The organism is Streptomyces sp. NPDC057280 (assembly GCF_042668605.1).
In the GTDB taxonomy this organism is placed as follows: domain Bacteria; phylum Actinomycetota; class Actinomycetes; order Streptomycetales; family Streptomycetaceae; genus Streptomyces.
In genome coordinates this window covers 1-24194 of sequence record NZ_JBHUYR010000008.1, presented here as the reverse complement: position 1 = coordinate 24194, position 24194 = coordinate 1, and the positions used below count along the sequence as shown (strand labels likewise).

Here is a 24194-nt window from a genome sequence, read left to right as displayed (position 1 = left end):
GACGGACCAGTGGCCGACAACGCGCGGGCGAAGAGGCTGGCGGACCTCATCCGGGAGGTGGTGGCCCAGAAGCTGCAGCGGGGGATCAAGGACCCGCGGCTCGGCAGCCACGTCACCATCACGGACACCAGGGTCACCGGTGACCTCCGGGAGGCGACCGTCTTCTACACGGTGTACGGGGACGACGAGGAGCGAGCGGCGGCGGCGGCCGGACTGGAGAGCGCCAAGGGCGTGCTCCGTTCCGCGGTCGGCGCGGCGGCGGGCGTGAAGTTCACCCCGACGCTGACGTTCGTGGCCGACGCCCTCCCGGACACCGCCCGGACCATCGAGGACCTCCTCGACAAGGCCCGCCAGTCCGACGAGAAGGTGCGCGAGGTCTCGGCCGGCGCCACCTACGCCGGCGAGGCGGACCCGTACCGCAAGCCGGGCGAGGACGAGGACGACACCTCCGAATGAACCGGAAGAGCACCACGCCCGACGGACTTGTCATCGTCGACAAGCCGTCGGGCTTCACTTCGCACGACGTGGTCGCCAAGATGCGCGGGATCGCCAGGACCCGCCGCGTCGGCCACGCCGGCACCCTCGACCCCATGGCGACGGGCGTGCTCGTCCTCGGCGTCGAGAAGGCGACCAAGCTCCTGGGGCATCTCGCCCTCACCGAGAAGGAGTACCTGGGCACGATCCGGCTCGGCCAGACGACCCTGACCGACGACGCAGAGGGCGAGATCACGGGGTCGACAGACGCCTCGAAGGTCACCCGCGAGGCCGTCGACGCCGGGATCGCCAAGCTGACCGGCGACATCATGCAGGTGCCGTCCAAGGTCAGCGCCATCAAGATCGACGGCGTGCGCTCCTACAAGCGGGCGCGCGAGGGCGAGGAGTTCGAGATCCCCGCCCGCCCGGTGCGGATCTCGTCCTTCGCGGTGTACGACGTCCGGGACGCGGTCGCGGCCGACGGCACGCCGGTGATGGACCTGGTGGTGTCCGTGGTCTGCTCCTCGGGCACCTACATCCGGGCGCTCGCCCGTGACCTGGGCGCGGACCTGGGCGTGGGCGGCCACCTCACCGCGCTGCGCCGCACCCGCGTCGGCCCGTACAAGCTGGACGCGGCCAAGACCCTGGACCAGCTCCAGCAGGAGCTGACGGTCATGCCGATCGCCGAGGCCGCCGCGGCCGCGTTCCCCCGCTGGGACGTGGACGCCAAGCGGGCGAGGCTGCTCCTGAACGGTGTACGCCTGGAGATGCCCGACGCGTACGTGGGCCGCGGCGCGGTCGCCGTCTTCGACCCCGAGGGCCGTTTCCTCGCCCTGGTCGAGGAACAGAAGGGCAAGGCCAAGAGCCTGGCCGTCTTCGGCTGAGCTCCTCGATGACGCTCCGTCCGTGGAGCGGCGGTCACGGAGTACTCCGCCGCTCCACGGTCCCCCCTCGGTTCCCCCACCCCTAGGGTGTATCCACCCGTCCCCGCCCATTCACCCGTCCGGGCAGGCGCTCGGAGTGAACCGGGGGAGCGGAAGGGGGCGCGTTCACCACGCGATCTGTCCCGCCGATCAGCCGGTGCCTACCGTCAAGAACGGGCCTGTCCCACGGACCACCCGACCGAGAGACGGCCCCGCGAGCACGGCAGCGCCACGGCGGGGAGGTTCGACCATGACGGGACGGGGCTCACGGACGGCGGGGGGCCGTGGGCGGGAGTCGGAACGGCGGGACGGGGGAGTCCCGGGGGCGACGGGCCGCGCGGGTGGACCGGGAGGACTCCCGCAGCCGGGGCACGAGGCGGGAGCCCCGGGCGCGGATCGCGAGGCAGGGGCCTCGGGGTCGGATCGCGGGTTGGGGTCGTCGGGGGCGGATCTCGGGGCGGGTTCCTGGGGGGCCGGTCGTGAGGCGGGCTCGTCGGGGGCGGACCTCGGGGCGGGTTCCTGGGGGTCGGATCGCGGGGTGGGGTCGTCGGGGTCGGATCTCGGGGCGGGTTCCTGGGGGGCCGGTCGTGAGGTGGGCTCGTCGGGGGCGGACTTCGGGGCGGAATCCTGGAAGTCGGATCTCAGGGCGGGGCTTTCGGAGGCGGGGAGCGGAGCAGGGGTCTCGGGGGCGGCTCACGGCTCCCTTTCGGGGTGGACGGCCGATCATGTGCTCGTCCGGGTGCGTGATCTGGCCGGGCGGCCCCGGGGCGTCGGGTTCGTCGCCGATCACCGGGGCACCGTGATCACCAGTCATGAGGTCGTCGACGGACTGCCCCGGCTGCTGCTGCACGCCGCCGAGGACCGGCACTGCGTGGTGACCGCCGACGCGGTGACCGCCCTGCCCGAGCTGAACCTGGCGCTCGTACGGACCGAGGGCCTGGGGGTCGACCCGTTGCCCGTCGGAGGGCGGGACGGCGTCGAGACCGGTGCCTATGTGCGCATCGCCGCCGGGTGCTGGCGCGAGGCGCGGGTGCTCGGGACCGGCTCCGTGACGTACACGGCCACGGATCGCTTCCATCTCCTCGACGGCGTACTGGAGTTGGCGATCGGCACGGCGGGGCAGGACGCGCTGCGGCTCGGCGGCGGCGCGGCCGGGGGACCGGTCGTCGACGCCGCGACCGGCGCGGTGGTCGCCGTACTGGGGACCGCACTGCAGAGCGGCCGGCGCGAGACCGGGTTCGCGGTGCCCCTCTTCCCACCCCCGGACGGCCCCCTCGCCGACCTGCTCGCCGAGAACGCGGCGACCGTCCCGGCGTACGGCACCGACCTCAACCTGGCGGGCGTCCTGGAACTGACGGCCACCTCGGTGGGCCAGGACGGGCCGCCGGGCGCCCTGGCGGGATACGTGGGCCGGGCCGCCGACACCCTCGGCCCCGGCGCGGTGGAACCGGTCCAACGTGCGGCCACGGCAGCGGAGTTCGAGGCGTTCGTCGAGGGCGACGCGGCCGTCCTCGCGCTCGTCGGACCGCCCGGCAGCGGTCGTACGACAGAACTCGCGTCCCTCGCCGCCCGCCGCAACCGGGGCCCCCACCCCGCCCCCACCCTCTGGCTGCGCGGCGCCGACCTGCGGGACGAGGACGCGTCGGTCGCCGACGCCGCCGAGAGGGCGGTGACACGCGCCGCGAGGATCGTCGCCGCCTCGCACTCCGCGGACCTGACCGACCTGGGCGACCTCACCCCCGCCCGCCTCTCCCGCCTGTCCCGCACGGCCGGCCGCCCGCTGCTCCTGCTCCTGGACGGCCCGGAGGAGATGCCCCCCGTACTGGCCCACCGCCTGCCCGAGTGGACCGACGGCACGGCCCGCTGGCTCCGCGAGTCGGGGGCGAGGCTGGTGGTGGCGTGCCGAGCGGAGTACTGGGAGGGGGCGGGAGCCGGATTTCCCGGGGAGATGCTGTACGGCAGCGCCGAAGGGGCGGCGGAGTCGCCGGAAGGAAGCACGGGCGGGGACGCGACGCCCTGCGTCCACCTCGCCGACCTCCAGGACGACGAGGCCCGCACAGCACGCGCCCGCTACCGCATCCCCGACGGCACCCTGCGCGACCCCGACGCCCGCCACCCCCTCACCCTCCGCCTCCTCTCCGAGGTCCGCACCGCCCTCCCCGACGCCCCGCACGCGCCTGTCGAGCGCGACGACGTCTTCGCGGCCTACCTCGACCTGATGTGCCTGCGCATCGCCGTCCGCCTCGCCGCCGAGAACGGCCTGCGCGGCACCGCCGTACGCCGCCTCGCGGCCAAGGTCTCCGGCCAGGTCCACGAGGCGGCCCGCCGCAGCCTCGGCCCCGGACAGGGCGAGCTGGACCGGGAGTCGTTCGAGGCGGTGTTCCCCTGGGGCCCCGCCCCGGCCCGCCTCGGCGGCGGCACCGGCTGGGCCTCCGCGGTGCTCACCGAGGGCCTGCTCGTCCCCGCCGGCAGCGGCTACCGCTTCGCGCACGAGGAACTCGCCGACTGGATCCAGGGCATCCACCTCGACCTGGACGAGGCCCTGCTCGCCCTCGTCCACCGCCGCCGCACCCACCCGGCCGACCGCCACCCGCTGCCCGTGCCGCACCACCGGATCGGACCAGTCGTCCAGTCGCTGCTCCTCCTCGCCCGCCAGCAGGGCACCCCGAGCCTCGCCTTCCGCCTGGAGGAACTGATCCAGGCGCTGGACGCGGATCCGCACTCCTGGTGGGCGGCCCGTCTCCTCACCGAGCCCCTCCTGCGGGTGCCCGACGCGACCCCGTACACAGGGCTGTTGAGGCTGCTGGCGGACCGGGTGGTGGACTGGCGCGGACGGGAGCGGGAGGGCGTGTGCGAGGGCCCTGACACGGAGGCGGCACGCCCCCTCACCTCCCACTTCCCGCCCGCCTTCTGGCTGGCCCTCCCCCTCCCCCCGGTGACCCTCCTCGACCTCCTCCGCCGGCTCGTCCTCGCCGACGGCCCCCCGCAGGACACCGCCCCCCGCTTCCTGGACGCGGTCTCCCGTCTGCTCGCCGACGCCCCCGGCGCCGTACAGCCGCATCTCACCCGCTGGTTCGACGACGAGCGCCCGCTGCCCGCGACCCCGCACGCGACCGTCGCGAAGGCGGCGCAGGCGTTGCTGCACACCCACCGGCGGCTGGCACTGGACGACCTGACGGAGGTGCTGGTCGACAGCGCGCACCGGCGGGCCGACGAACTGCTGGCGGTGCTCGCGGAGGACGAGCCGTCGGCGGTGTGCCGGGCGGTGGACCGGTGGGCGCACGACGAACGGCCCGACCGGCGGGTCGCGGCGGTCGCCTACGGCCTGCGCGCGGCCCCGCACGTGACCACCGAGGCCGACCGCGAACTGCTCCGCTACGCCGCCCTCACCCTCCTCGCCCGCCCCGCCGACTGCACCCTGCACGGCGGCGCGCTCGCGCTCCTCGTCCGCGACCCGCACACCCGGGCCCGCCATCTCCCGCAGGCCCTCGGCCACTTCGCGGCCGGCGACCCGCACTTCCCGCCGAGCGCGCTGGTCGCCGCCCTCACCACCCACCCCGAGCCGGTTCTCGACGCCTTCCGGGCCCGGCTGCGCCGCCCCGGTGCCGGAGAGGCGCTGCGCACGCTCGCCGATGTCACGCTGCCCACGCCGGCCCGCCGGATCGCCGTACTCGTACGGGAGGCCGTGGAACAGCGCCCGGAGACCGCGGCGGACGTGGCCGCGTACGTCGACCGGCGCCTCGACCAGGGGCCGGGCACCCGGGCCGTGCTCTTCCCGCTGGTCACCGGACTGCTGGACGACGGCCCTGAGGAGGTGCGGACGGCCCTGGCCGCCGTCCTCGTCGCACCCGGAACCGCCGCCTCGCACCCGCTGCGGCGGGAACTGCTCGAACACCTGCTGAGCCACGAGCGCGAACCGGTGGTACTGGACGCGCTCCTGCGGGCCGCCGCCCGCCGGGCCACCGAGGGCGACGGCCTGCGCGAGCTCGTCCACCGCATCGGCGTGCTGCTCGTGCGCACCCCGGACGGAGCGGCCCGTTTCGACCGTACGCTGGTCGATCTGGGGCGCCGGACCCCCGGCTTCGCCGCCCAGGTGGCGGGCTGGCTGACCGATGCCCCGCGGCGGTGGGCGGCCGTGGTCGGCCCCAGCAGCCGCCGCATGATCGAGAACCTGGCCGGGGTCAGGGTCCCCGCCTGAGCCACGTGCGTCGAGTCACAGCGCCGATGCCGATGCGGGCCAGGCGGGCGCGGCATGGCACCCTTAGACCTGCGTAAGAGGTAAGCCGTAAATACGGACACGGGTTCGATGAGGAGCGGTCACAGTGCAGCGCTGGCGTGGCTTGGAGGACATCCCCGAGGACTGGGGACGCAGCGTCGTCACCATCGGCTCCTACGACGGAGTCCACCGCGGACACCAGCTGATCATCCGGCACGCCGTCGACCGCGCCCGTGAGCTGGGCGTTCCCTCGGTCGTCGTCACCTTCGACCCGCACCCCAGCGAGGTCGTCCGCCCCGGCAGCCACCCGCCGCTGCTGGCCCCGCACCACCGCCGAGCCGAACTCATGGCCGAACTGGGCGTGGACGCGGTCCTGATCCTCCCCTTCACCACCGAGTTCTCGAAACTCTCTCCCGCCGAGTTCGTCGTCAAGGTCCTGGTCGACAAGCTGCACGCCAAGGCGGTCGTCGAGGGCCCCAACTTCCGCTTCGGCCACAAGGCCGCGGGCAACGTGGAGTTCCTCGCCGAGCAGGGCAAGGTGTACGACTTCGAGGTCGAGATCGTCGACCTGTTCGTCTGCGGTGAGGCGGGCGGCGGCGAGCCGTTCTCGTCCACCCTCACCCGCCGCCTGGTCGCCGAGGGCGACCTGGAGGGCGCCCGTGAGATCCTGGGCCGCCCGCACCGGGTGGAAGGCGTGGTCGTGCGCGGCGCACAGCGCGGCCGCGAACTCGGCTTCCCGACGGCCAACGTCGAGACCCTCCCGCACACCGCCATCCCCGCCGACGGCGTCTACGCCGGCTGGCTGCACGTGGCGGGCGAGGCCATGCCGGCCGCCATCTCCGTCGGCACCAACCCCCAGTTCGACGGCACCGAGCGCACGGTGGAGGCGTACGCCATCGACCGCGTCGGCCTCGACCTGTACGGGCTGCATGTCGCCGTGGACTTCCTGGCGTACGTCCGCGGCCAGGCGAAGTTCGACTCGCTGGAGGCTCTGCTGGAGCAGATGGCGGAGGACGTGAAGCGCTGCCGGGAACTGGTGGCGGAGGCGACCGCGGGCTGAGGGCCTGCGGCGGAAGCGACAACGCCGAAGGGCGGCCGGTGCGCATGAGCACCGGCCGCCCTTCTGTGTCGTGCGACTGCCTACTGCTGGGGCGGCTGCGGGGGCTGCCCCGGCTGACCCGGTTGCTCCGGTTGCGCGGGCTGTCCCGGCTGTCCCGGCTGTCCCGGCTGGGGGTAACCGGGGCCGGCCTGCTGCTGTTGCGGATACGGCTGTCCGGCTTGCTGCGGCGGGTAGGGCTGTCCGGGCTGCTGCGGCAGGTACGGCTGACCGGGCTGCGGCTGCGGCTGTGGCTGGGGGTACGGCTGTCCGGGCTGCGGATAGCCGGGGCCGGGCTGCTGCTGTTGTTGCGGGTAGGGCTGTTGCGGGTACGGCTGCTGCGGATATGCCTGGCCGGGCTGGGCGTACTGCTGCTGACCCGGCATCGGCGGAGCCGCCACCGGAGGCGGGTTGCCGTCGCTGGTCCACAGGCCGTGGGACTGCTGGTGGCGTACGAAGTCCTCGGCGACCATCGCCGCCAGGTTGAAGTACGCCTCGCGCACCTTGGGCCGCATCATGTCGAGGTCGACCTCGGCACCGGCGGCGAGATGTTCGTCGAAGGGCACGACGACGACGCCGCGGCAGCGGGTCTCGAAGTGGCTGACGATGTCCTCCACCTTGATCATCTTGCCGGTCTCGCGCACCCCGGAGATGACGGTGATGGACCGCGAGACGAGGTCGGCGTACCCGTGCGCGGACAGCCAGTCCAGTGTCGTACTGGCGCTGGAGGCGCCGTCGACGGACGGGGTGGAGATGATGATGAGCTGGTCGGCGAGGTCGAGCACACCGCGCATGGCGGAGTAGAGCAGACCGGTACCCGAGTCGGTCAGGATGATCGGGTACTGCTTGCCCAGCACGTCGATGGCGCGCCGGTAGTCCTCGTCGTTGAAGGTCGTGGAAACGGCCGGGTCGACGTCGTTGGCGATGATCTCCAGCCCGGACGGTGCCTGGGAGGTGAACCGCCGGATGTCCATGTACGAGTTGAGGTACGGGATCGCCTGGACGAGGTCACGGATGGTCGCCCCGGTCTCACGCCGGACGCGCCGCCCGAGGGTACCGGCGTCGGGGTTGGCGTCGATCGCGAGGATCTTGTCCTGCCGCTCGGTGGCGAGGGTGGAGCCGAGGGCGGTGGTCGTGGTCGTCTTGCCGACACCGCCCTTGAGGCTGATGACCGCGATCCGGTAGCAGGACAGCACGGGCGTCCGGATCAGCTCCAACTTCCGCTGCCGCTCGGCCTCTTCCTTCTTGCCGCCGATCTTGAAGCGGGAGGGCTGGGCCGCGGGGCGGCTGCTCTTGGCCTTCTGCTTCTTGTTGTTGAGCAGCCGGTCGGACGACAGCTCCACGGCCGCCGTGTAACCGAGCGGCGCAGCACCGGGGTTGGTCATCTGCCGCTGGTCATGCTGGATGGGCTGGGGCCAGGCGGTGCCGGTGCGGGGGTCGACAGGGGGGACCTGGGGGGTCGGGGCCTGGGCCGGGGGTTGTGCGTCGGCTTGGGGCTGGAGTGCGGCGGGTTGGGGCTGACCGGGCTGGCCCGGCTGGGCGGGGGGCTGGGGGAAGCCGTAGCCGCCTTGGGGGTTGGGGGCGGGAGCTGGGGCGCCGGGGTGCGGGAAGCCGTAGCCGGGCTGCGGGTTCGGCGCGGGCGTGGGCTGAGCCTGGGGTACGCCCGGCTGCGGGTGGCCCGGTTGCGCCGGGGGCTGGGGGAAGCCGTAGCCGCCCTGGGGGGTCGGAGGTACGGGGGGCTGGGGGGCCTGGGGCGCGGGAGCGGCGTCGGCCTGCGGCTGCGGCTGCGGCTGCGGCTGCGGCTGGGCCTGGGGTGCGGCCGGCTGCGGCTGGCCCGGGTGTGCGAGGGGCTGGCCGTTGTCGGGGGCGGCGGCCGAGGGCGGGAAGCCGTATCCGCTGGGCTGCGGGGCGGGCGCGGGGGTTCCACCCGGGTGGGGGAAGCCGTAGCCGCCTTGGGGGTTGGGCGTGGGGGCGGCGGGGGCTGGGGTGCCGGGGTGCGGGAAGCCGTAGCCGGGCTGCGGGTTCGGAGCTGCCGGGGGCTGAGCAGCGGGTTGCTGGGCTGCCGGCGGAGTGGAGGGGGTGGGCTGCGGATAGCCGTAGCCGTCCTGCGGGTTCGGGGGCGCCGGGGGCGTGGCGGTGGGCTGAGGGAAGCCGTAGCCGGCCTGTGGGGCCGGGGCTGCCGGGGCCTGGCCGGCGGGCTGCTGGGTGGCCGGCGGGTTCCACGCGGCAGGCGCGGGCTGCGGCGCCTGCGGCTGGAACGGCGGCTGCTGCTGCGGCACGGCCGGCTGGTTCTGAGCGACCGCGGGCTGCGGCTGGGCGGGAGCCGCCGGGGCCGGCTGCTGCTGCGGCTGCGCGGGCCACTGCGCCGCGGACGCGGGAGCGGCGGGCTGATACGACGGTGGCAGCGGCGGCATGCCGGGCTGCGGCGCGGGCGGGGGAGTCCAGGCGGGCGGAGCGTCCTGCGGGGCGGAGTCCTGGGGTGCGCTGTCCTCGGGGCCGGCGTCGGACGGCGCGGTGTCGGTGGGGGGCTCGGAGGGCGTGGCGTTGGAAGGCGCGGCCTCCGCGGGGTCCGCGTATGCCGGTACGGCGTCTGCGGGGCCCGCGTCGGAGCGGCCGGAGTCGGCGAGGCCCGAGTCGCTGGGCTCGGCGTCAGCGGGTACGGCATCCACTGGTTCCGCGTCAGCATCCACGGAGGTCACCAGCTCACCGTCAGCAGGCGCGGCAGCCACCGGCTCCACATCACCAGGCACGGCGTCGCCAGACTCGGCGTCCGCAGTCTCCGCGGCCGCAGGCTCCGCGTCCACAGTCACCGGGTCCGCAGCCCCCGTGTCAGACTCCTCCGCGTCAGACTCCTCCGCGTTCGCCGTCCCCGCGTCGGACTCCTGCCCGTCCGCCGGTGTCACGGCGGCGTCGGGTTCCGGAGCCAGGGCGAGCGGGGCCGTCGCGACGGCGTCATGAGGCTCGGCGTCGGTCGAGTCGGCGTCCGTCAGCTCCGCGTCCACCGCGTCGGCGTCCTCCGGCGCGGCACCTTCCTGCTCCGACTCGCCCTCGGCACCGGCGTCTTCCGCCTCGGCCTCTGAAGCCTCCGTGGCCTCGATGTCGGCGTCCCCGGCCGGGGGAACGTCGCCGAAGGAGTCCGCGTCGAGGCCGGAGTCCTCGCCGGCACCGTCCTCGTCGGCCACGACCGCCGCCTCATCGGCGTCACCGTCCGCATCGGCGCCGGACACGACCCCCTGCTCGGCGTCGACATCGGCAGCGGTTTCGGTTTCGGTCTCGGTCTCGTCAGAGTCCCCGTCCGCCTCCGCCGCAGCGGAGTGCTCCGCGATCTCCCGCTTCAGGGCGACAGGGGAGAACCGCATCGTCGCGCCACTTTCGAGGTCACCGTTCCCGGACTCCTCCGGCTCCTCGGCCATGGGGGCGGCGGCAGGAGGCGCCTCGGGCGCAGGCACCGGCGCCGGTGCGGGCAGCGTGAAGCTCGCCGGGGACGAGGAAGGAGCCGAGGAAGGAGCAGACGCCGGAGCGCCCCACGGCCCCTGCTGTCCGGGCACGTTCGGCGCGGCCGCAGGCGAAGCGGGGTCCGCGGCAGGAGCCTCGGTCCCGGCGTCGGCCTGCGAAGCCTGCGGAGGCTGCGGCTCGAACCCGCTCCCGACCGGAAGCCTCGGCACCGCTCCTGCCCCACCGTTCGGCGGCGCGGGCGGCTGGAAAGGCGCGCCGGGAGCGGACGCGGGTGGAGTGAACGGTGCCCCCGGTCCGGAGGACGCCGGCGGAGTGAACGGCGCACCCGGCCCCGATGACGGAGGCGTCGGCGGAGTGAACGGCGCACCCGGCCCCGACGACGGAGACGCGGGCGGAGTGAAAGGAGCCCCAGGCCCGGAAGAAGGCGGTGCCGGAGGAGTGAAGGGAGCCCCCGGACCAGCCGCCGGCCCGGCCGCAGGCGGCGTGAACGGAGCCCCAGGCGCCGGAGAGGCACCCTGCGGACGTGAATGCGCGGGAGGAGTCAGCCCCGGCAACGAGGACGCGGCCCAGTCGACCGGAGAGGGAACGCCACCGGAAGCGCCACCAGAAACGCCACCGGCCGCACCCCCGGTCGCCGACCCCGCCGTACCCGAAGAACCCCCCGCGCCCGACGAACCCGCAGACTCCGACGAACCTCCCGAATTCCCCGCATTCCCCGCATTCCCCGCGTCGTTCGACCCCCCAGACGCGTTCTGCGTGTACCAGGCAGGCGGCGCGTAGTCGATGGTGAACTCGCCCGTCATCTCGCTGGCGGACTCCGCGTCGGGCTGGTCATCGCCGGGTGTGGCCCAGCCCCCGCGGATCCCGTCCCGATCGCTGCTCACAATTCCTCCTGGTGTGGTCGAGCACCCTCATACCGTGCTAGGGGCGACCTGTTCTTGTCGTCTTCTAGTCGTCCGAAGTCGTTCGAGGTCGTCCGATCCCACCGGCTCTCCCCCTGGTACGCCGACGCCCGCTCCACGGGTTCTGGCGCCGCGCCCGGTACCAGCCTAATCACCACAAGCCCCACCCCGGCAGGCCCGTCCACCCCCCAGCAACCGTCCGCTGCGTCACAACCTGCCCAGAAGTGGGCGATGTCGGTGAATACCCCGAACACGAACGGAAGGTGACCACGGTCGGCCCGACAGCCGCCCCGAAGCACCTTGCTCCGCAAGGGCGTTGACCGGAACGGCGAGCCACCCCACTCCCGGCCCGCGACCGGCCGACGGGCATAGTGGGGCCGATCCGAACATGATCAGGTCAGATTCAGGCCAGAAACAGAAAGGGCGCTTCCGCGTGAGCTTCGGCCCGCCTCCCTCGATCTACACCCAATCCGCACTCGCGGCCGACACCGCCCGCAAGCGCCGCCGCACGAAGCTGCTGGGCGCGGTGGCGGTCGTCGTGGCCCTCCTCGTGCTGGCCGGGGGCGGCTGGTTCCTCGCCTCCGGCGACGACAGCGCACCCGCCGCCGCCGAGAGTCCCGTCGTACAGAGCGCCGACGCCGTCAGGGAGACGACCGAGAAGGTCCCGGGCTCACCCGAGGGCCGGCTGATGCTGGAACACGACGAGGAGAACCTCTCCAAGGTCACCGACGCCGCTCCCCGTTACGCCCCCGGCACCTGGGCCACCGACAAGGTCATGGTCAAGGGCGTCGCCAACCGCCTGGAGGGTTACAACATCGCCCTCGACGCCGACGAGAAGGCCTGGACCCTCAAGCTGGACGGCCACATCTGCGCCACCAGCCGACACGTCACCGCGGACGGCCGTACCGCCGTCGTCATCCAGCCCCCGCGGCCCGAGAACTCGGAGAAGAGCGGCGTCTGCGACCAGGTGGTGTTCTTCGACCTGAACACCGGCAAGAAGCTGTGGCAGAAGAAGATGCCGGCCGCGAACTCCGCCTTCGTCACCAACACCAACCTCACCCTGACGAAGGGCGTCGTCGCCGTCGCCTGGGGGCAGGGCTCGGTGGCGTACGACATGAAGACCGGCGCGAAGCTCTGGAACAGCGCCCTCGGCGACGAGTGCCAGGACAAGGCCTTCGCCGGCGGCCGCGCCCTGCTGGCCCTGCGCGCCTGCGGCTCGCTGCCCGACGTCAGGTACCAGGTGCAGAAGGTCGCCCCGCGCACCGGCAAGCCCGTGTGGACGTACAAGGTCTCCGACGGGGTCCAGAGCGTCTACCTGCCCTCGTCCGACCCGCCGGTGCTCGTCGTCGCCGCCGGGGACAGCCTCCCGACCGACGTGATCACCCTCGACGGGAGCGGCACGTATCGCACCACCATCTCGCTGGACGGCTACGAGGCGAAGTGCGGCGAGCGGTACTTCGGGTCGCCGTACTTCGGCGTCTACGAGAACTGCGACGGCATCGTCGTCGGACGCACCCAGGCCTATCTCCTGAGCAAGGAGAACATCGCCACCGGCGAGCCCTCCGACTGGATCGTGGCGTTCGACCTCGCGACCGGCCGGACGGCGGGCAAGTTCGAGGGCCGCGAGTTCCAGACGGTCCAGCCCCTCCGGACGAGCGGCGACGACCTCCTCATCTACCGCCGCGGAGCGGGCACCGTCGCCCCGGCGGCCGTGGTGCGCTGGAACCCGCGTACGGACAAGGAGACCCCGCTCCTCCTCTTCACGCTCCCGGAGGAGGACGACGCCGACTTCAGCGACCCGGACGCGTCGGACATCCTCTACCAGCAGGGCCGGGTCTTCTTCGGCAAGCGCGAACTGGTCCGCGACGACAAGTCCCCGACCGACCCCGTGCTCATGGCCATCGCCTTCGGAAGCGCCGGCCTGAAGCACTGACGTACAGGTGAAACAGGTGAGGGGGCGGCACGCGCGCGTACCGCCCCCTCGCTCGCCCTACTTCTCCGCCGATTCTTCGGGCGCCGGGTCCAGATCGAACTCGCCGTCCCGCGCCCCCAGCACGAAGGCCGTCCACTCCGCCTCCGTGTAGCGCAGCACGGTGTCCGGGTCGAGCGAGGACCGCATGGCCACGGCGCCCTCGGGCAGGTAGGCGATCTCGACCCGCTCCTCGTGCTCCTCCGTGCCCGGCGCGCAGTGCCACTCGACGCCGGAGATGTCGAGCGCGTAGAGCTCGTCCCGCTCCCGCTCCTTGCGCGCCTTGATCTCCTCTGCCGTCTCCGCCATGCCCAGCGACCCCTTCCCGACGTCGTACGATCTGCCGTCACCCTAGTGGCCTCACATCCCCGTTCCGGGTGGTTACGGAACCCGGGAGAAGGTGCCCACCTGTGCCTGGTACCCTGAGTGACGGCCGTTTGTGTACGCACCCCCGGAGTCCCTCGAAGGACCCTGGAGGCCGCGCCCAGCGGATCCCCGCCTCCCGAGTAACGGAAGCTCCCCCGAGACACAGACCGGGGGCACTCGGTGGCCATTTTCAGACTACGAGGAGTTTCGAGTGCCGCTCGACGCCGCAGTGAAGAAGCAGATCATCGCCGAGTTCGGTCAGAAGGAGGGCGACACCGGCTCCCCCGAGGTCCAGGTCGCCATGCTTTCGCGCCGGATCTCGGACCTGACCGAGCACCTCAAGACCCACAAGCACGACCACCACTCCCGCCGTGGTCTGCTGATCCTGGTCGGTCAGCGCCGCCGCCTTCTCCAGTACCTGGCGAAGAAGGACATCCAGCGCTTCCGTGCGCTGGTGGACCGCCTCGGCATCCGCCGTGGTGCGGCGGGCGCCAAGTAAGACGCCGTGAAGGGAGCGGTTCCCACTTGTTCGGGGGCCGCTCCCTTTGCTGTACGTGCGGAGTGTCACTGCCTCTTTGTAGTGTGGTAGGACGACGCAATACGTACGACACAGCGTGATACGGCGTACCCGTAGGGGTATGGCGCATCACAAGAAGTAACAAGAAGAACAAGACGAACGAGGAGATGCGCACCTCGCCGCCGCCGGTCCTCGGTAGTGGCCCCCGGGGGAAGTGAGCCCGGGTGCTTCGATCGAAGACCGGCCCGCACTGAACGGAGCGCTTCTCCGCAACCGTCCCCCCGCCACACGGGCGTAAGGGACGAAGACGAGGAGAAAACGCTAGTGGAGAACGAGACCCACTACGCCGAGGCCGTCATCGACAACGGCTCCTTCGGCACCCGCACCATCCGCTTCGAGACGGGCCGCCTGGCCCGCCAGGCCGCCGGCTCCGCCGTCGCCTACCTGGACGACGACACCATGGTGCTGTCGGCCACCACCGCCTCCAAGAACCCCAAGGACCAGCTCGACTTCTTCCCCCTCACGGTGGACGTCGAGGAGCGGATGTACGCCGCCGGCAAGATCCCGGGTTCCTTCTTCCGCCGTGAGGGCCGGCCGTCCGAGGACGCGATCCTCACCTGCCGCCTGATCGACCGCCCGCTGCGCCCGTCCTTCAAGAAGGGCCTGCGCAACGAGATCCAGGTCGTCGCCACGATCATGGCGCTCAACCCCGACCACCTGTACGACGTCGTGGCGATCAACGCCGCGTCCGCGTCCACGCAGCTGGCCGGCCTGCCCTTCTCGGGCCCGATCGGCGGCGTCCGCGTCGCGCTGATCAACAACCAGTGGGTGGCCTTCCCGACGCACTCCGAGCTCGAGGACGCCGTCTTCGACATGGTCGTCGCCGGCCGCGTCCTGGAGGACGGCGACGTCGCGATCATGATGGTCGAGGCCGAGGCCACCGAGAAGACCATCCAGCTGGTCAAGGGCGGCGCCGAGGCGCCGACCGAGGAGGTCGTCGCCGCCGGTCTGGACGCCGCGAAGCCCTTCATCAAGGTGCTCTGCAAGGCCCAGGCCGACCTCGCGTCGAAGGCCGCCAAGCCGACCGGAGAGTTCCCGATCTTCCTCGACTACCAGGACGACGTCCTGGAGGCGCTCTCCGCCGCCGTCCGCCCGGAGCTCGCCTCCGCGCTGACCATCGCCGGCAAGCAGGAGCGCGAGGCCGAGCTGGACCGCGTCAAGGCGCTCGCCGCCGAGAAGCTCCTGCCGGAGTTCGAGGGCCGCGAGAAGGAGATCTCCGCCGCGTACCGCTCCCTGACCAAGCAGCTCGTCCGCGAGCGCGTGATCAAGGAGAAGAAGCGCATCGACGGCCGTGGCGTCACGGACATCCGTACGCTCGCCGCCGAGGTCGAGGCCATCCCGCGTGTGCACGGCTCGGCGCTGTTCGAGCGTGGCGAGACCCAGATCCTGGGCGTCACCACCCTCAACATGCTCCGCATGGAGCAGCAGCTGGACACCCTCTCCCCGGTGACCCGCAAGCGCTACATGCACAACTACAACTTCCCGCCGTACTCCACCGGCGAGACCGGCCGCGTCGGCTCCCCGAAGCGCCGCGAGATCGGCCACGGCGCGCTCGCCGAGCGCGCCCTGGTCCCGGTCCTGCCGACCCGCGAGGAGTTCCCCTACGCGATCCGTCAGGTGTCCGAGGCCCTCGGTTCCAACGGCTCGACGTCCATGGGCTCCGTCTGCGCCTCGACCATGTCGCTGCTGAACGCCGGTGTGCCGCTGAAGGCCCCCGTCGCCGGTATCGCCATGGGCCTGATCTCCCAGGAGATCGAGGGCGAGACGCACTACGTCACCCTCACCGACATCCTCGGTGCGGAGGACGCCTTCGGCGACATGGACTTCAAGGTCGCCGGCACCAAGGAGTTCGTCACCGCCCTCCAGCTCGACACCAAGCTGGACGGCATCCCGGCCTCCGTCCTGGCCGCGGCCCTCAAGCAGGCCCGTGACGCCCGCCTCCACATCCTCGACGTGATGATGGAAGCGATCGACACGCCGGACGAGATGTCCCCGAACGCCCCGCGGATCATCACCGTCAAGATCCCCGTGGACAAGATCGGTGAGGTCATCGGCCCCAAGGGCAAGATGATCAACCAGATCCAGGAGGACACCGGCGCCGAGATCACGATCGAGGACGACGGCACCATCTACATCGGTGCCGCCGACGGCCCGGCCGCCGAGGCCGCCCGCGCCACGATCAACGGCATTGCCAACCCGACCATGCCGGAGGTCGGCGAGCGCTACCTGGGTACGGTCGTCAAGACCACCACCTTCGGCGCGTTCGTCTCGCTGCTCCCGGGCAAGGACGGTCTGCTGCACATCTCGCAGATCCGCAAGCTCGCCGGCGGCAAGCGCGTGGAGAACGTCGAGGACGTCGTCGGCGTGGGCCAGAAGGTCCAGGTCGAGATCGCCGAGATCGACTCCCGCGGCAAGCTCTCCCTGATCCCCGTGATCGAGGGCGAGGAGTCGGCTGACGACAAGAAGGACGACACCGACAAGTGACGTCGAGTAGCTCCACGGCGACGGCCCGCACCTCCTCGGAGGCGCGGGCCGTCGCCCGTACCCAAACCCTGATCAAGGGCGAGAACGGCATCGGTACGGTCCGCAAGACCACCCTCCCGGGCGGCCTGCGCATCGTCACCGAGACGCTGCCCTCGGTCCGCTCCGCGACCTTCGGCATCTGGGCCCACGTCGGCTCCCGCGACGAGACGCCGTCCCTGAACGGCGCCACGCACTACCTGGAGCACCTGCTCTTCAAGGGCACCACCCGCAGGTCGGCGCTGGACATCTCGTCCGCCCTCGACGCGGTCGGCGGCGAGATGAACGCGTTCACGGCGAAGGAGTACACGTGCTACTACGCGCGCGTGCTCGACACCGACCTCCCGCTCGCCATAGACGTCGTCTGTGACATGCTCACGGGCTCCCTCATCCTCGAAGAGGACGTCAACGTCGAGCGGGGCGCGATCCTCGAAGAGATCGCCATGACCGAGGACGACCCGGGCGACTGTGTGCACGACCTGTTCGCGCACACCATGTTCGGCGACAACCCCCTCGGCCGCCCGGTCCTCGGCACCGTCGACACCGTCAACGCCCTGACCGCCGACCGCATCCGCCGCTTCTACAAGAAGCACTACGACCCGACCCACCTGGTCGTGGCCGCCGCGGGCAACATCGACCACAACAAGGTCGTACGACAGGTCCGCGCGGCCTTCGAGAAGGCCGGCGCCCTCAAGAACACCGACGCCACCCCCATCGCCCCGCGCGACGGCAGGCGTGCCCTGCGCACCGCGGGCCGCGTGGAGCTGATCGGCCGCAAGACCGAGCAGGCCCATGTCGTCCTCGGCATGCCGGGCCTGGCCCGCACGGACGAGCGCCGCTGGGCCCTCGGCGTCCTCAACACGGCCCTGGGCGGCGGCATGTCCTCCCGCCTGTTCCAGGAGGTCCGCGAGAAGCGCGGCCTGGCCTACAGCGTGTACTCGTACACCTCGGGCTTCGCCGACTGCGGCCTCTTCGGCGTCTACGCCGGCTGCCGGCCCTCGCAGGTCCACGACGTGCTGAAGATCTGCCGCGACGAACTCGACCACGTCGCCGAGCACGGCCTGTCCGACGACGAGATCGCCCGCGCCATCGGCCAGCTCCGGGGTTCGACGGTCCTCGGCCTGGAGGACACCGGCGCGCTGATGAACCGCATCGGCAAGAGCGAGCTGTGCTGGGGCGAGCAGATGTCCGTCGACGACATGCTCACCCGGATAGCCTCGGTCACCCCGGACGACGTCCGCGCGGTCGCCCGCGACATCCTGGGGCAGCGGCCCTCGCTGTCGGTCATCGGCCCGCTCAAGGACAAGCAGGCCTCCCGACTGCACGAGGCCGTGGCCTAACCCCCTTCTGTTCTGGCTTAAGGAAGCAAGAGATGAGCAAGCTGCGCGTGGCGGTCCTCGGTGCCAAGGGCCGGATCGGCTCCGAGGCGGTCAAGGCCGTCGAGGCGGCCGAGGACATGGAGCTGGTCGCGGCCCTGGGCCGGGGCGACAAGCTGGAGACCCTGGCGGAGACGGGCGCCCAGGTCGCCGTCGAACTGACCACGCCGGCCTCGGTGATGGACAACCTCGAGTACTGCGTCGGCCACGGCATCCACGCCGTCGTCGGTACGACGGGCTGGACCGACGAGCGCCTCGCGCAGCTGAACGGCTGGCTGGCCGCGTCCCCGGAGACGGGCGTCCTCATCGCGCCCAACTTCTCCATCGGCGCCGTCCTGAACATGAAGTTCGCGCAGATCGCCGCCCCGTACTTCGAGTCGGTGGAGGTCGTCGAACTCCACCACCCGAAGAAGGTCGACGCCCCGAGCGGTACGGCGACCCGCACGGCCCAGCTCATCGCCGCGGCCCGCACGGCGGCGGGCACGGCTCCGGCCCCGGACGCCACGGAGACGGCCCTGGACGGAGCGCGCGGTGCGGACGTCAACGGCATCCCCGTCCACTCCGTCCGCCTGCGCGGTCTGCTGGCCCACCAGGAGGTCCTGCTGGGCGGCGAGGGCGAGACGCTGACGATCCGCCACGACTCGCTCCACCACAGCAGCTTCATGCCGGGCATCCTGCTGGGCGCCCGCAAGGTGGTCACGACCCCGGGACTGACCTTCGGCCTGGAAAACTTCCTGGACCTGGGCTGACACCACCATGCGCGCCAAGCTGTCGTACGCCGTAACGGCCGCCGTCCTGGTCTTCTACTTCGTCCTGGTCGGCAGCCGCGGCGTCATGCTCATCCAGTCCGGCACCCTCATCACCGTCACCTTCGGCGTGGCGGTGCTGATCCTGCCGGTCATCGGTCTGTGGTTCCTGTGGAAGAACACCGAGTTCGTCCGCAAGGCCAACCGGCTCGCCGCCGAACTCGATGCCGAAGGCGGCCTGCCGGTCGACGAGTTGAGGCGCCTGCCCAGCGGCCGCATCGACCGCGACTCGGCCGACGAGGTCTTCGCCAGGCGCAAGGCCGAGACGGAGGCCCAACCAGACGACTGGCGCAGCTGGTTCCGCCTCGCCATCGCCTACCACGACGCCCGCGACACCCCGCGCGCCCGCAAGGCGATGCAGCGCGCGATCGCCCTGCACGACGGCAAACCCGTCCAGGCCTGAAACGCCGTACGCCGAAGGGGCCGGCCCGCACGCACGCGGACCGGCCCCTTCGGCGTCGTTCGTCGTCTTCGGGCGGTGACTCAGCCCCGCTGGTACTCCGCGCCCCACGCCTCCACCGCGTCCGCGGCCCGGTCGAACGCCTCGGTCCGCCCCAGGAAGTCCGCGTTGTGCGTGGTCAGCAGCGGCGACGTGTCCTCCGCCGCGCGATCACGGCGTACGACGGTCAGCGCCTGCCCCTGAACGGTCCGCGGCAGACCCAGCCAGCGCACCGGCTGCTGCACCGTCCGCACGGCGACGACCTGCTCCCACCGCACGGTCCGCGTGCGGAAGAACCCGACATGGCGCACCCCGCGCGCGCTCACCCACACGCCCACCCGCAACAGCCGCAGCGACACGGCGATGACGACCAGTGCGCCGCCGAAGACCACGCCGCCCTCGGACACCGAGCCGGTGAGGGCGATGATGACCGCCGCGAACAGCACGTACGACGCGAGCAGCAGCAGAAGCGCCGCCGTGCCCACCCGCCAGGGGCCGGGGCGGTACGGGCGCCGCCAGTGGTCGCGGTCGTCGAAGGGCAGCGCGATGTCGTCGGCTGTCTCGAAGGCGCGGTCGGCCGTCAGGAAGGGCAGGGGCACGGCTGGTCCTCACTCAGTGCATGCGCGGGCTGTGCCCGGTGAGGCTATCCGTCAGTGTCCCCGCGAGCCACCTTTGGGGGCTCGGTTGAGTCAGTGTCCTTGGGACGCCTGTGACTGCTGGGTGTCCGTGGCGGAGTGATCGACGGTCAGCGCCGGCATCCCGAGGACCAGGGAACCCACCAGCGCGGCGATGATGGTGACCCCCAGCAGCCAACGCCCGGCTATCTGCCCGGCCGAGGACTTCTCCGGGGGCGGGGGAGTGACATTGCTGCGGAACCTGTCGGCCTCGGCGACGAAGGCGAACGGGACGGGCTCACGCCGGCTGAACATCGGGGAGACGCTCCTCTCAAGCTCGAAAAAGTGACTGTTGTTGATACAGACGCACGAGTGCCCGAAAAGGTGCCCTGATGCCCCGAATTCAAGGAACTTCACCGAAGATGTCGCGTCCCGGCACCGAACGCCCCGATGTCAGTGCCGGGCCGTAGAGTGGGCGCCGCCCCAGAGAAGTGATGGAAGGACCCTCCGAGCCGTGACCGACACCCCAGTCGACGACCTCAAGCCCAGCTTCCGCAGTGATGTCAGCGTCGAGCTGGTGAAGCACAGCGCGGCCGACTCCGACGTGCTGTGGGCCGCCCGTGTCTCCACCGCGGGCGAGCAGTCCCTGGACGAGCTGAAGAAGGACCCCGAGCGCTCCAAGGGCCTCATCAACTACCTGATGCGGGACCGGCACGGCAGCCCGTTCGAGCACAACTCGATGACCTTCTTCATCAGCGCCCCGATCTTCGTCTTCCGCGAGTTCATGCGGCACCGCGTGGGCTGGTCGTACAACGAGGAGTCCGGGCGTTACCGGGAGCTCCAGCCCGTCTTCTACGTCCCCGGCGCCAACCGCAAGCTGGTCCAGGAGGGCCGCCCCGGCAAGTACGTCTTCGTGGAGGGCACCGAAGCCCAGCAGGAGCTGGTCTCCCGCACCATGGAGGACTCCTACCGGCAGGCGTACGAGGCCTACCAGGAGATGCTCGCCGCCGGCGTCGCCCGCGAGGTCGCCCGCGCGGTCCTCCCGGTCGGCCTCTTCTCCTCGATGTACGCCACGTGCAACGCCCGCTCGCTGATGCACTTCCTCGGCCTGCGCACCCAGCACGAACTGGCGAAGGTCCCGTCCTTCCCGCAGCGCGAGATCGAGATGGTCGGCGAGAAGATGGAGGCCGAGTGGGCCAAGCTCATGCCGCTCACGTACGCCGCCTTCAATGCGAACGGCCGTGTGGCCCCGTAACGGACCCGCGTTCCCCGACCGGGCACAGATGTACGGTTCAGCCTCGCGAGGTGTCCGTATTGCGGCATTTGGAGAAGTTCATCTAGCCTGATCAAACGGACCCGGCACTGCTTGAACCCCCGAGCAGGCAGTGCCGGGCTCCTCCTTTGTCATGACTTTTCACGCCCCCCGAGGGCAGACCACGTCTTGAGCAGCGAGTAGCGTGTTACCCATGGCTCCGACCTCCACTCCGCAGACCCCCTTCGGGAGGGTCCTCACCGCCATGGTCACGCCCTTCACGGCGGACGGCGCACTCGACCTCGACGGCGCACAGCGGCTCGCCACCCACCTGGTGGACGCAGGCAACGACGGCCTGATCATCAACGGCACCACCGGTGAGTCGCCCACCACCAGCGACGCGGAGAAAACGGACCTCGTACGAGCCGTACTGGAGGCGGTCGGCGACCGGGCCCACGTCGTCGCCGGCGTCGGCACCAACGACACCCACCACAGCCTGGAGCTGGCCAAGGCCGCCGAACAGACCGGCGCCCACGGCCTCCTGGTGGTCACGCCGTACTACAACAAGCCCCCGCAAGAGGGCCTGTACCGGCATTTCAAGGCCATCGCCGACGCCACCGGGCTGCCGGTCATGCTCTACGACATCCCCGGCCGCAGCGGCGTCCCGATCAACACCGAGACGCTGGTCCGGCTCGCCGAGCACCCGCGCATCGTCGCCAACAAGGACGCCAAGGGCGACCTCGGCCGCGCCAGCTGGGCCATCGCCCGTTCGGGCCTCGCCTGGTACTCCGGCGACGACATGCTGAACCTGCCGCTCCTCTCCGTGGGCGCGGTCGGCTTCGTCTCCGTCGTCGGCCATGTCGTCACCCCGGACCTGCGCGCCCTCGTGGACGCCTTCGTCTCGGGCGACGTCCAGAAGGCCACGGAGATCCACCAGAAGCTGCTCCCGGTCTACACCGGCATGTTCCGCACCCAGGGCGTCATGACGACCAAGGCAGCGCTCGCCCTCCAGGGCCTGCCCGCCGGACCGCTGCGCGCCCCGATGGTGGAACTCGCTCCAGAAGAGATCGAGCAGCTCAAGATCGATCTTGCCGCCGGCGGGGTACAGCTCTGACAACAGACTTCGCGCGCCCCCGGCGCGCAACGGACTTCACAACTGAATACGCGGGCCACCGGTGCCCGCACCACACAACGACAACTGCTACACGCACGAACGTCATGCGCGCCACGTGCCCTACCGGTACGTGGCGTGTGTGGTGAGGAGAGTCTTTTGAGTCATCCGCATCCTGAACTCGGCCCGCCCCCGCCGCTCCCCGAAGGCGGCCTGCGCGTCACCCCACTCGGCGGTCTCGGCGAGATCGGCCGAAACATGACGGTCTTCGAGTACGGCGGCCGTCTGCTGATCGTCGACTGCGGAGTGCTCTTCCCCGAGGAGGAGCAGCCCGGAATCGACCTGATCCTGCCGGACTTCTCGTCCATCCGGGACCGTCTCGACGACATCGAGGGCATCGTGCTCACGCACGGCCACGAGGACCACATCGGTGCCGTCCCGTTCCTGCTCCGCGAGAAGCCGGACATCCCGCTGATCGGCTCCAAGCTGACCCTCGCGCTGATCGAGGCGAAGCTCCAGGAGCACCGCATCCGCCCGTACACCCTTGAGGTGGTGGAGGGGAACCGCGAGCGCATCGGCCCCTTCGACTGCGAGTTCGTCGCGGTCAACCACTCCATCCCCGACGCCCTCGCCGTGGCGATCCGCACCCCCGCCGGCATGGTGGTCCACACGGGCGACTTCAAGATGGACCAGCTCCCGCTGGACAACCGTCTGACGGATCTACACGCGTTCGCACGTCTGAGCGAGGAGGGCATCGACCTCCTCCTCTCCGACTCCACGAACGCCGAGGTCCCCGGATTCGTCCCGCCCGAGCGCGACATCTCCAACGTCCTGCGCCAGGTCTTCGCCGGCGCCCGCAAGCGGATCATCGTGGCCAGCTTCGCCAGCCACATCCACCGCATCCAGCAGATCCTGGACGCGGCCCACGAGTACGGCCGCCGGGTCGCCTTCGTCGGCCGCTCGATGGTCCGCAACATGGGCATCGCGCGGGACCTCGGCTATCTGAAGGTCCCGCCGGGCCTGGTGGTCGACGTGAAGACCCTGGACGACCTCCCGGACAGCGAGGTGGTCCTCGTCTGTACGGGTTCCCAGGGCGAGCCGATGGCGGCCCTGTCCCGCATGGCCAACCGGGACCACCAGATCCGCATCGTCTCCGGCGACACGGTGATCCTGGCGTCGTCCCTGATCCCCGGCAACGAGAACGCGGTCTACCGCGTGATCAACGGCCTGACCCGCTGGGGCGCCAACGTCGTCCACAAGGGCAACGCCAAGGTCCATGTCTCGGGCCACGCCTCCGCGGGCGAGCTGCTGTACTTCTACAACATCTGCCGCCCGAAGAACCTGATGCCGGTCCACGGCGAATGGCGCCACCTGCGGGCCAACGCCGAGCTCGGTGCCATGACCGGCGTTCCGCACGACCGGATCGTCATCGCCGAGGACGGCGTCGTCGTCGACCTCATCGCGGGCAAGGCCAAGATCTCCGGCAAGGTCCAGGCGGGTTATGTGTACGTCGACGGCCTCTCGGTCGGCGATGTGGGCGAGCCGGCGCTGAAGGACCGCAAGATCCTCGGCGACGAGGGCATCATCTCGGTCTTCGTCGTCATCGACTCATCGAGCGGCAAGATCACGGGTGGCCCGCATGTCCACGCCCGCGGCTCGGGTATCGAGGACTCGGCGTTCGCCGACGTCATCCCGAAGGTCAAGGAGGTCCTGGAGCGCTCGGCGCAGGACGGCGTGGTCGAGCCCCATCAGCTCCAGCAGCTGGTGCGGCGGACCCTCGGCAAGTGGGTCTCCGACACGTATCGCCGCAGGCCGATGATCCTCCCGGTGGTGGTGGAGGTCTGACGGTCCGTCGGCCCTCGTACGTGTGATCCCGGAGCGGGGCGCCTCGATTTGCATCGAGGCGCCCCGCTCCAGTACGTTTACGGCTCCGCCCGAACGGGAACCCGGCCGCCTCGCGTGCCGGAACCAGTCCCCGAAGCGGGTGGGAATTCCGACTCAGAACTTCTGATAAAGTCGGAACCGCCGGAAAGGGAAACGCGAAAGCGGAAACCTGGAAAGCACCGAGGAAATCAGAACCGGAAACGATCTGATAGA

Annotated in this window: 17 protein-coding genes and 1 pseudogene; 13 read left to right on the top strand and 5 right to left on the bottom strand. The window is 71.3% G+C overall.

The window, feature by feature from the left end:
- Positions 1-9 precede the first annotated feature (9 nt).
- The 4 genes from rbfA to ACFUO4_RS34740 all read left to right on the top strand — a co-directional run bounded on the left by rbfA (position 10) and on the right by ACFUO4_RS34740 (position 6673).
- On the top strand, positions 10-456 hold the full coding sequence (gene rbfA, locus ACFUO4_RS34755; protein ID WP_079313069.1) for a 30S ribosome-binding factor RbfA: 447 nt from the start codon (positions 10-12) through the stop codon (positions 454-456).
- On the top strand, positions 453-1358 hold the full coding sequence (truB, locus tag ACFUO4_RS34750) for a tRNA pseudouridine(55) synthase TruB (RefSeq protein WP_383492320.1): 906 nt from the start codon (positions 453-455) through the stop codon (positions 1356-1358). The genes rbfA and truB overlap by 4 nt, the downstream gene beginning before the upstream one ends.
- 778 nt (positions 1359-2136) lie before the next feature.
- Complete coding sequence (locus tag ACFUO4_RS34745) at positions 2137-5595, top strand: trypsin-like peptidase domain-containing protein (protein WP_383492316.1); 3459 nt, start codon at positions 2137-2139, stop codon at positions 5593-5595.
- Between the two features lie 124 nt (positions 5596-5719).
- A complete protein-coding gene (locus ACFUO4_RS34740; protein ID WP_079312027.1) occupies positions 5720-6673 on the top strand; it encodes a bifunctional riboflavin kinase/FAD synthetase in 954 nt (317 codons plus the stop codon).
- Positions 6674-6753: 80 nt separating this feature from the next.
- Here the strand turns inward: ACFUO4_RS34740 and ACFUO4_RS34735 are convergent, their stop codons facing one another.
- Both ACFUO4_RS34735 and ACFUO4_RS34730 read right to left on the bottom strand, forming a co-directional pair.
- Positions 6754-10122 carry an AAA family ATPase gene (locus tag ACFUO4_RS34735; RefSeq protein WP_383492882.1) on the bottom strand — a complete coding sequence of 1123 codons (3369 nt, stop codon included), beginning with the start codon at positions 10120-10122 and terminating at the stop codon, positions 6754-6756.
- A 798-nt stretch (positions 10123-10920) separates the two neighbouring features.
- A pseudogene (locus ACFUO4_RS34730) lies at positions 10921-11049 on the bottom strand (SCO5717 family growth-regulating ATPase); the annotation flags it as partial.
- 451 nt (positions 11050-11500) lie between these two features.
- Here ACFUO4_RS34730 and ACFUO4_RS34725 point away from each other — a divergent pair.
- Positions 11501-13000, top strand: coding sequence for a PQQ-binding-like beta-propeller repeat protein (locus ACFUO4_RS34725; protein WP_383492312.1), 1500 nt, complete (start codon positions 11501-11503; stop codon positions 12998-13000).
- Between the two features lie 57 nt (positions 13001-13057).
- Here ACFUO4_RS34725 and ACFUO4_RS34720 read toward each other — a convergent pair whose 3' ends face one another.
- Positions 13058-13345 (bottom strand): DUF397 domain-containing protein, encoded by a 288-nt coding sequence (locus ACFUO4_RS34720; protein ID WP_079312021.1) that lies wholly within the window; start codon positions 13343-13345, stop codon positions 13058-13060.
- 268 nt (positions 13346-13613) lie between these two features.
- Between ACFUO4_RS34720 and rpsO the strand changes: the two genes are divergently transcribed.
- The 5 genes from rpsO to ACFUO4_RS34695 all read left to right on the top strand — a co-directional run bounded on the left by rpsO (position 13614) and on the right by ACFUO4_RS34695 (position 19084).
- Positions 13614-13901 carry a 30S ribosomal protein S15 gene (gene rpsO / locus ACFUO4_RS34715; protein WP_059197935.1) on the top strand — a complete coding sequence of 96 codons (288 nt, stop codon included), beginning with the start codon at positions 13614-13616 and terminating at the stop codon, positions 13899-13901.
- A gap of 342 nt (positions 13902-14243) precedes the next feature.
- Entirely contained in the window at positions 14244-16463 is a 2220-nt protein-coding gene (locus ACFUO4_RS34710) for a polyribonucleotide nucleotidyltransferase (protein ID WP_079312019.1), read from the top strand.
- Entirely contained in the window at positions 16460-17839 is a 1380-nt protein-coding gene (locus tag ACFUO4_RS34705; RefSeq protein WP_383492307.1) for a M16 family metallopeptidase, read from the top strand. The genes ACFUO4_RS34710 and ACFUO4_RS34705 overlap by 4 nt, the downstream gene beginning before the upstream one ends.
- A 32-nt stretch (positions 17840-17871) precedes the next feature.
- Positions 17872-18624 (top strand): 4-hydroxy-tetrahydrodipicolinate reductase, encoded by a 753-nt coding sequence (gene dapB / locus ACFUO4_RS34700; RefSeq protein WP_383492304.1) that lies wholly within the window; start codon positions 17872-17874, stop codon positions 18622-18624.
- A 7-nt stretch (positions 18625-18631) separates the two neighbouring features.
- Complete coding sequence (locus tag ACFUO4_RS34695) at positions 18632-19084, top strand: hypothetical protein (RefSeq protein WP_383492301.1); 453 nt, start codon at positions 18632-18634, stop codon at positions 19082-19084.
- Between the two features lie 80 nt (positions 19085-19164).
- On the opposite strand, the gene ACFUO4_RS34690 is transcribed toward ACFUO4_RS34695, so the two are convergent.
- A complete protein-coding gene (locus ACFUO4_RS34690) occupies positions 19165-19719 on the bottom strand; it encodes a PH domain-containing protein (protein ID WP_383492298.1) in 555 nt (184 codons plus the stop codon).
- Between the two features lie 90 nt (positions 19720-19809).
- Positions 19810-20049 (bottom strand): hypothetical protein, encoded by a 240-nt coding sequence (locus ACFUO4_RS34685; protein ID WP_079312011.1) that lies wholly within the window; start codon positions 20047-20049, stop codon positions 19810-19812.
- A gap of 199 nt (positions 20050-20248) precedes the next feature.
- Here ACFUO4_RS34685 and thyX point away from each other — a divergent pair, with 199 nt between their 5' ends.
- The 3 genes from thyX to ACFUO4_RS34670 all read left to right on the top strand — a co-directional run bounded on the left by thyX (position 20249) and on the right by ACFUO4_RS34670 (position 23942).
- Positions 20249-20989, top strand: coding sequence for an FAD-dependent thymidylate synthase (gene thyX / locus ACFUO4_RS34680; protein ID WP_079312009.1), 741 nt, complete (start codon positions 20249-20251; stop codon positions 20987-20989).
- A gap of 211 nt (positions 20990-21200) precedes the next feature.
- The gene (gene dapA, locus ACFUO4_RS34675; protein WP_383492294.1) at positions 21201-22100 is read left to right on the top strand and encodes a 4-hydroxy-tetrahydrodipicolinate synthase; all 900 of its coding nucleotides are present in this window, start codon (positions 21201-21203) and stop codon (positions 22098-22100) included.
- Positions 22101-22256: 156 nt separating this feature from the next.
- The gene (locus ACFUO4_RS34670; protein WP_079312005.1) at positions 22257-23942 is read left to right on the top strand and encodes a ribonuclease J; all 1686 of its coding nucleotides are present in this window, start codon (positions 22257-22259) and stop codon (positions 23940-23942) included.
- Positions 23943-24194 lie beyond the last annotated feature (252 nt).

Bases quoted from the DNA above. Each gene is read 5' to 3' on its own strand.
- dapA (WP_383492294.1), top strand. From the start codon at position 21,201: ATGGCTCCGACCTCCACTCCGCAGACCCCCTTCGGGAGGGTCCTCACC.
- truB (WP_383492320.1), top strand. From the start codon at position 453: ATGAACCGGAAGAGCACCACGCCCGACGGACTTGTCATCGTCGACAAG.
- ACFUO4_RS34720 (WP_079312021.1), bottom strand. From the start codon at position 13,345: ATGGCGGAGACGGCAGAGGAGATCAAGGCGCGCAAGGAGCGGGAGCGG.
- ACFUO4_RS34685 (WP_079312011.1), bottom strand. From the start codon at position 20,049: ATGTTCAGCCGGCGTGAGCCCGTCCCGTTCGCCTTCGTCGCCGAGGCC.
- ACFUO4_RS34695 (WP_383492301.1), top strand. From the start codon at position 18,632: ATGCGCGCCAAGCTGTCGTACGCCGTAACGGCCGCCGTCCTGGTCTTC.
- ACFUO4_RS34735 (WP_383492882.1), bottom strand. From the start codon at position 10,122: ATGGCCGAGGAGCCGGAGGAGTCCGGGAACGGTGACCTCGAAAGTGGC.
- dapB (WP_383492304.1), top strand. From the start codon at position 17,872: ATGAGCAAGCTGCGCGTGGCGGTCCTCGGTGCCAAGGGCCGGATCGGC.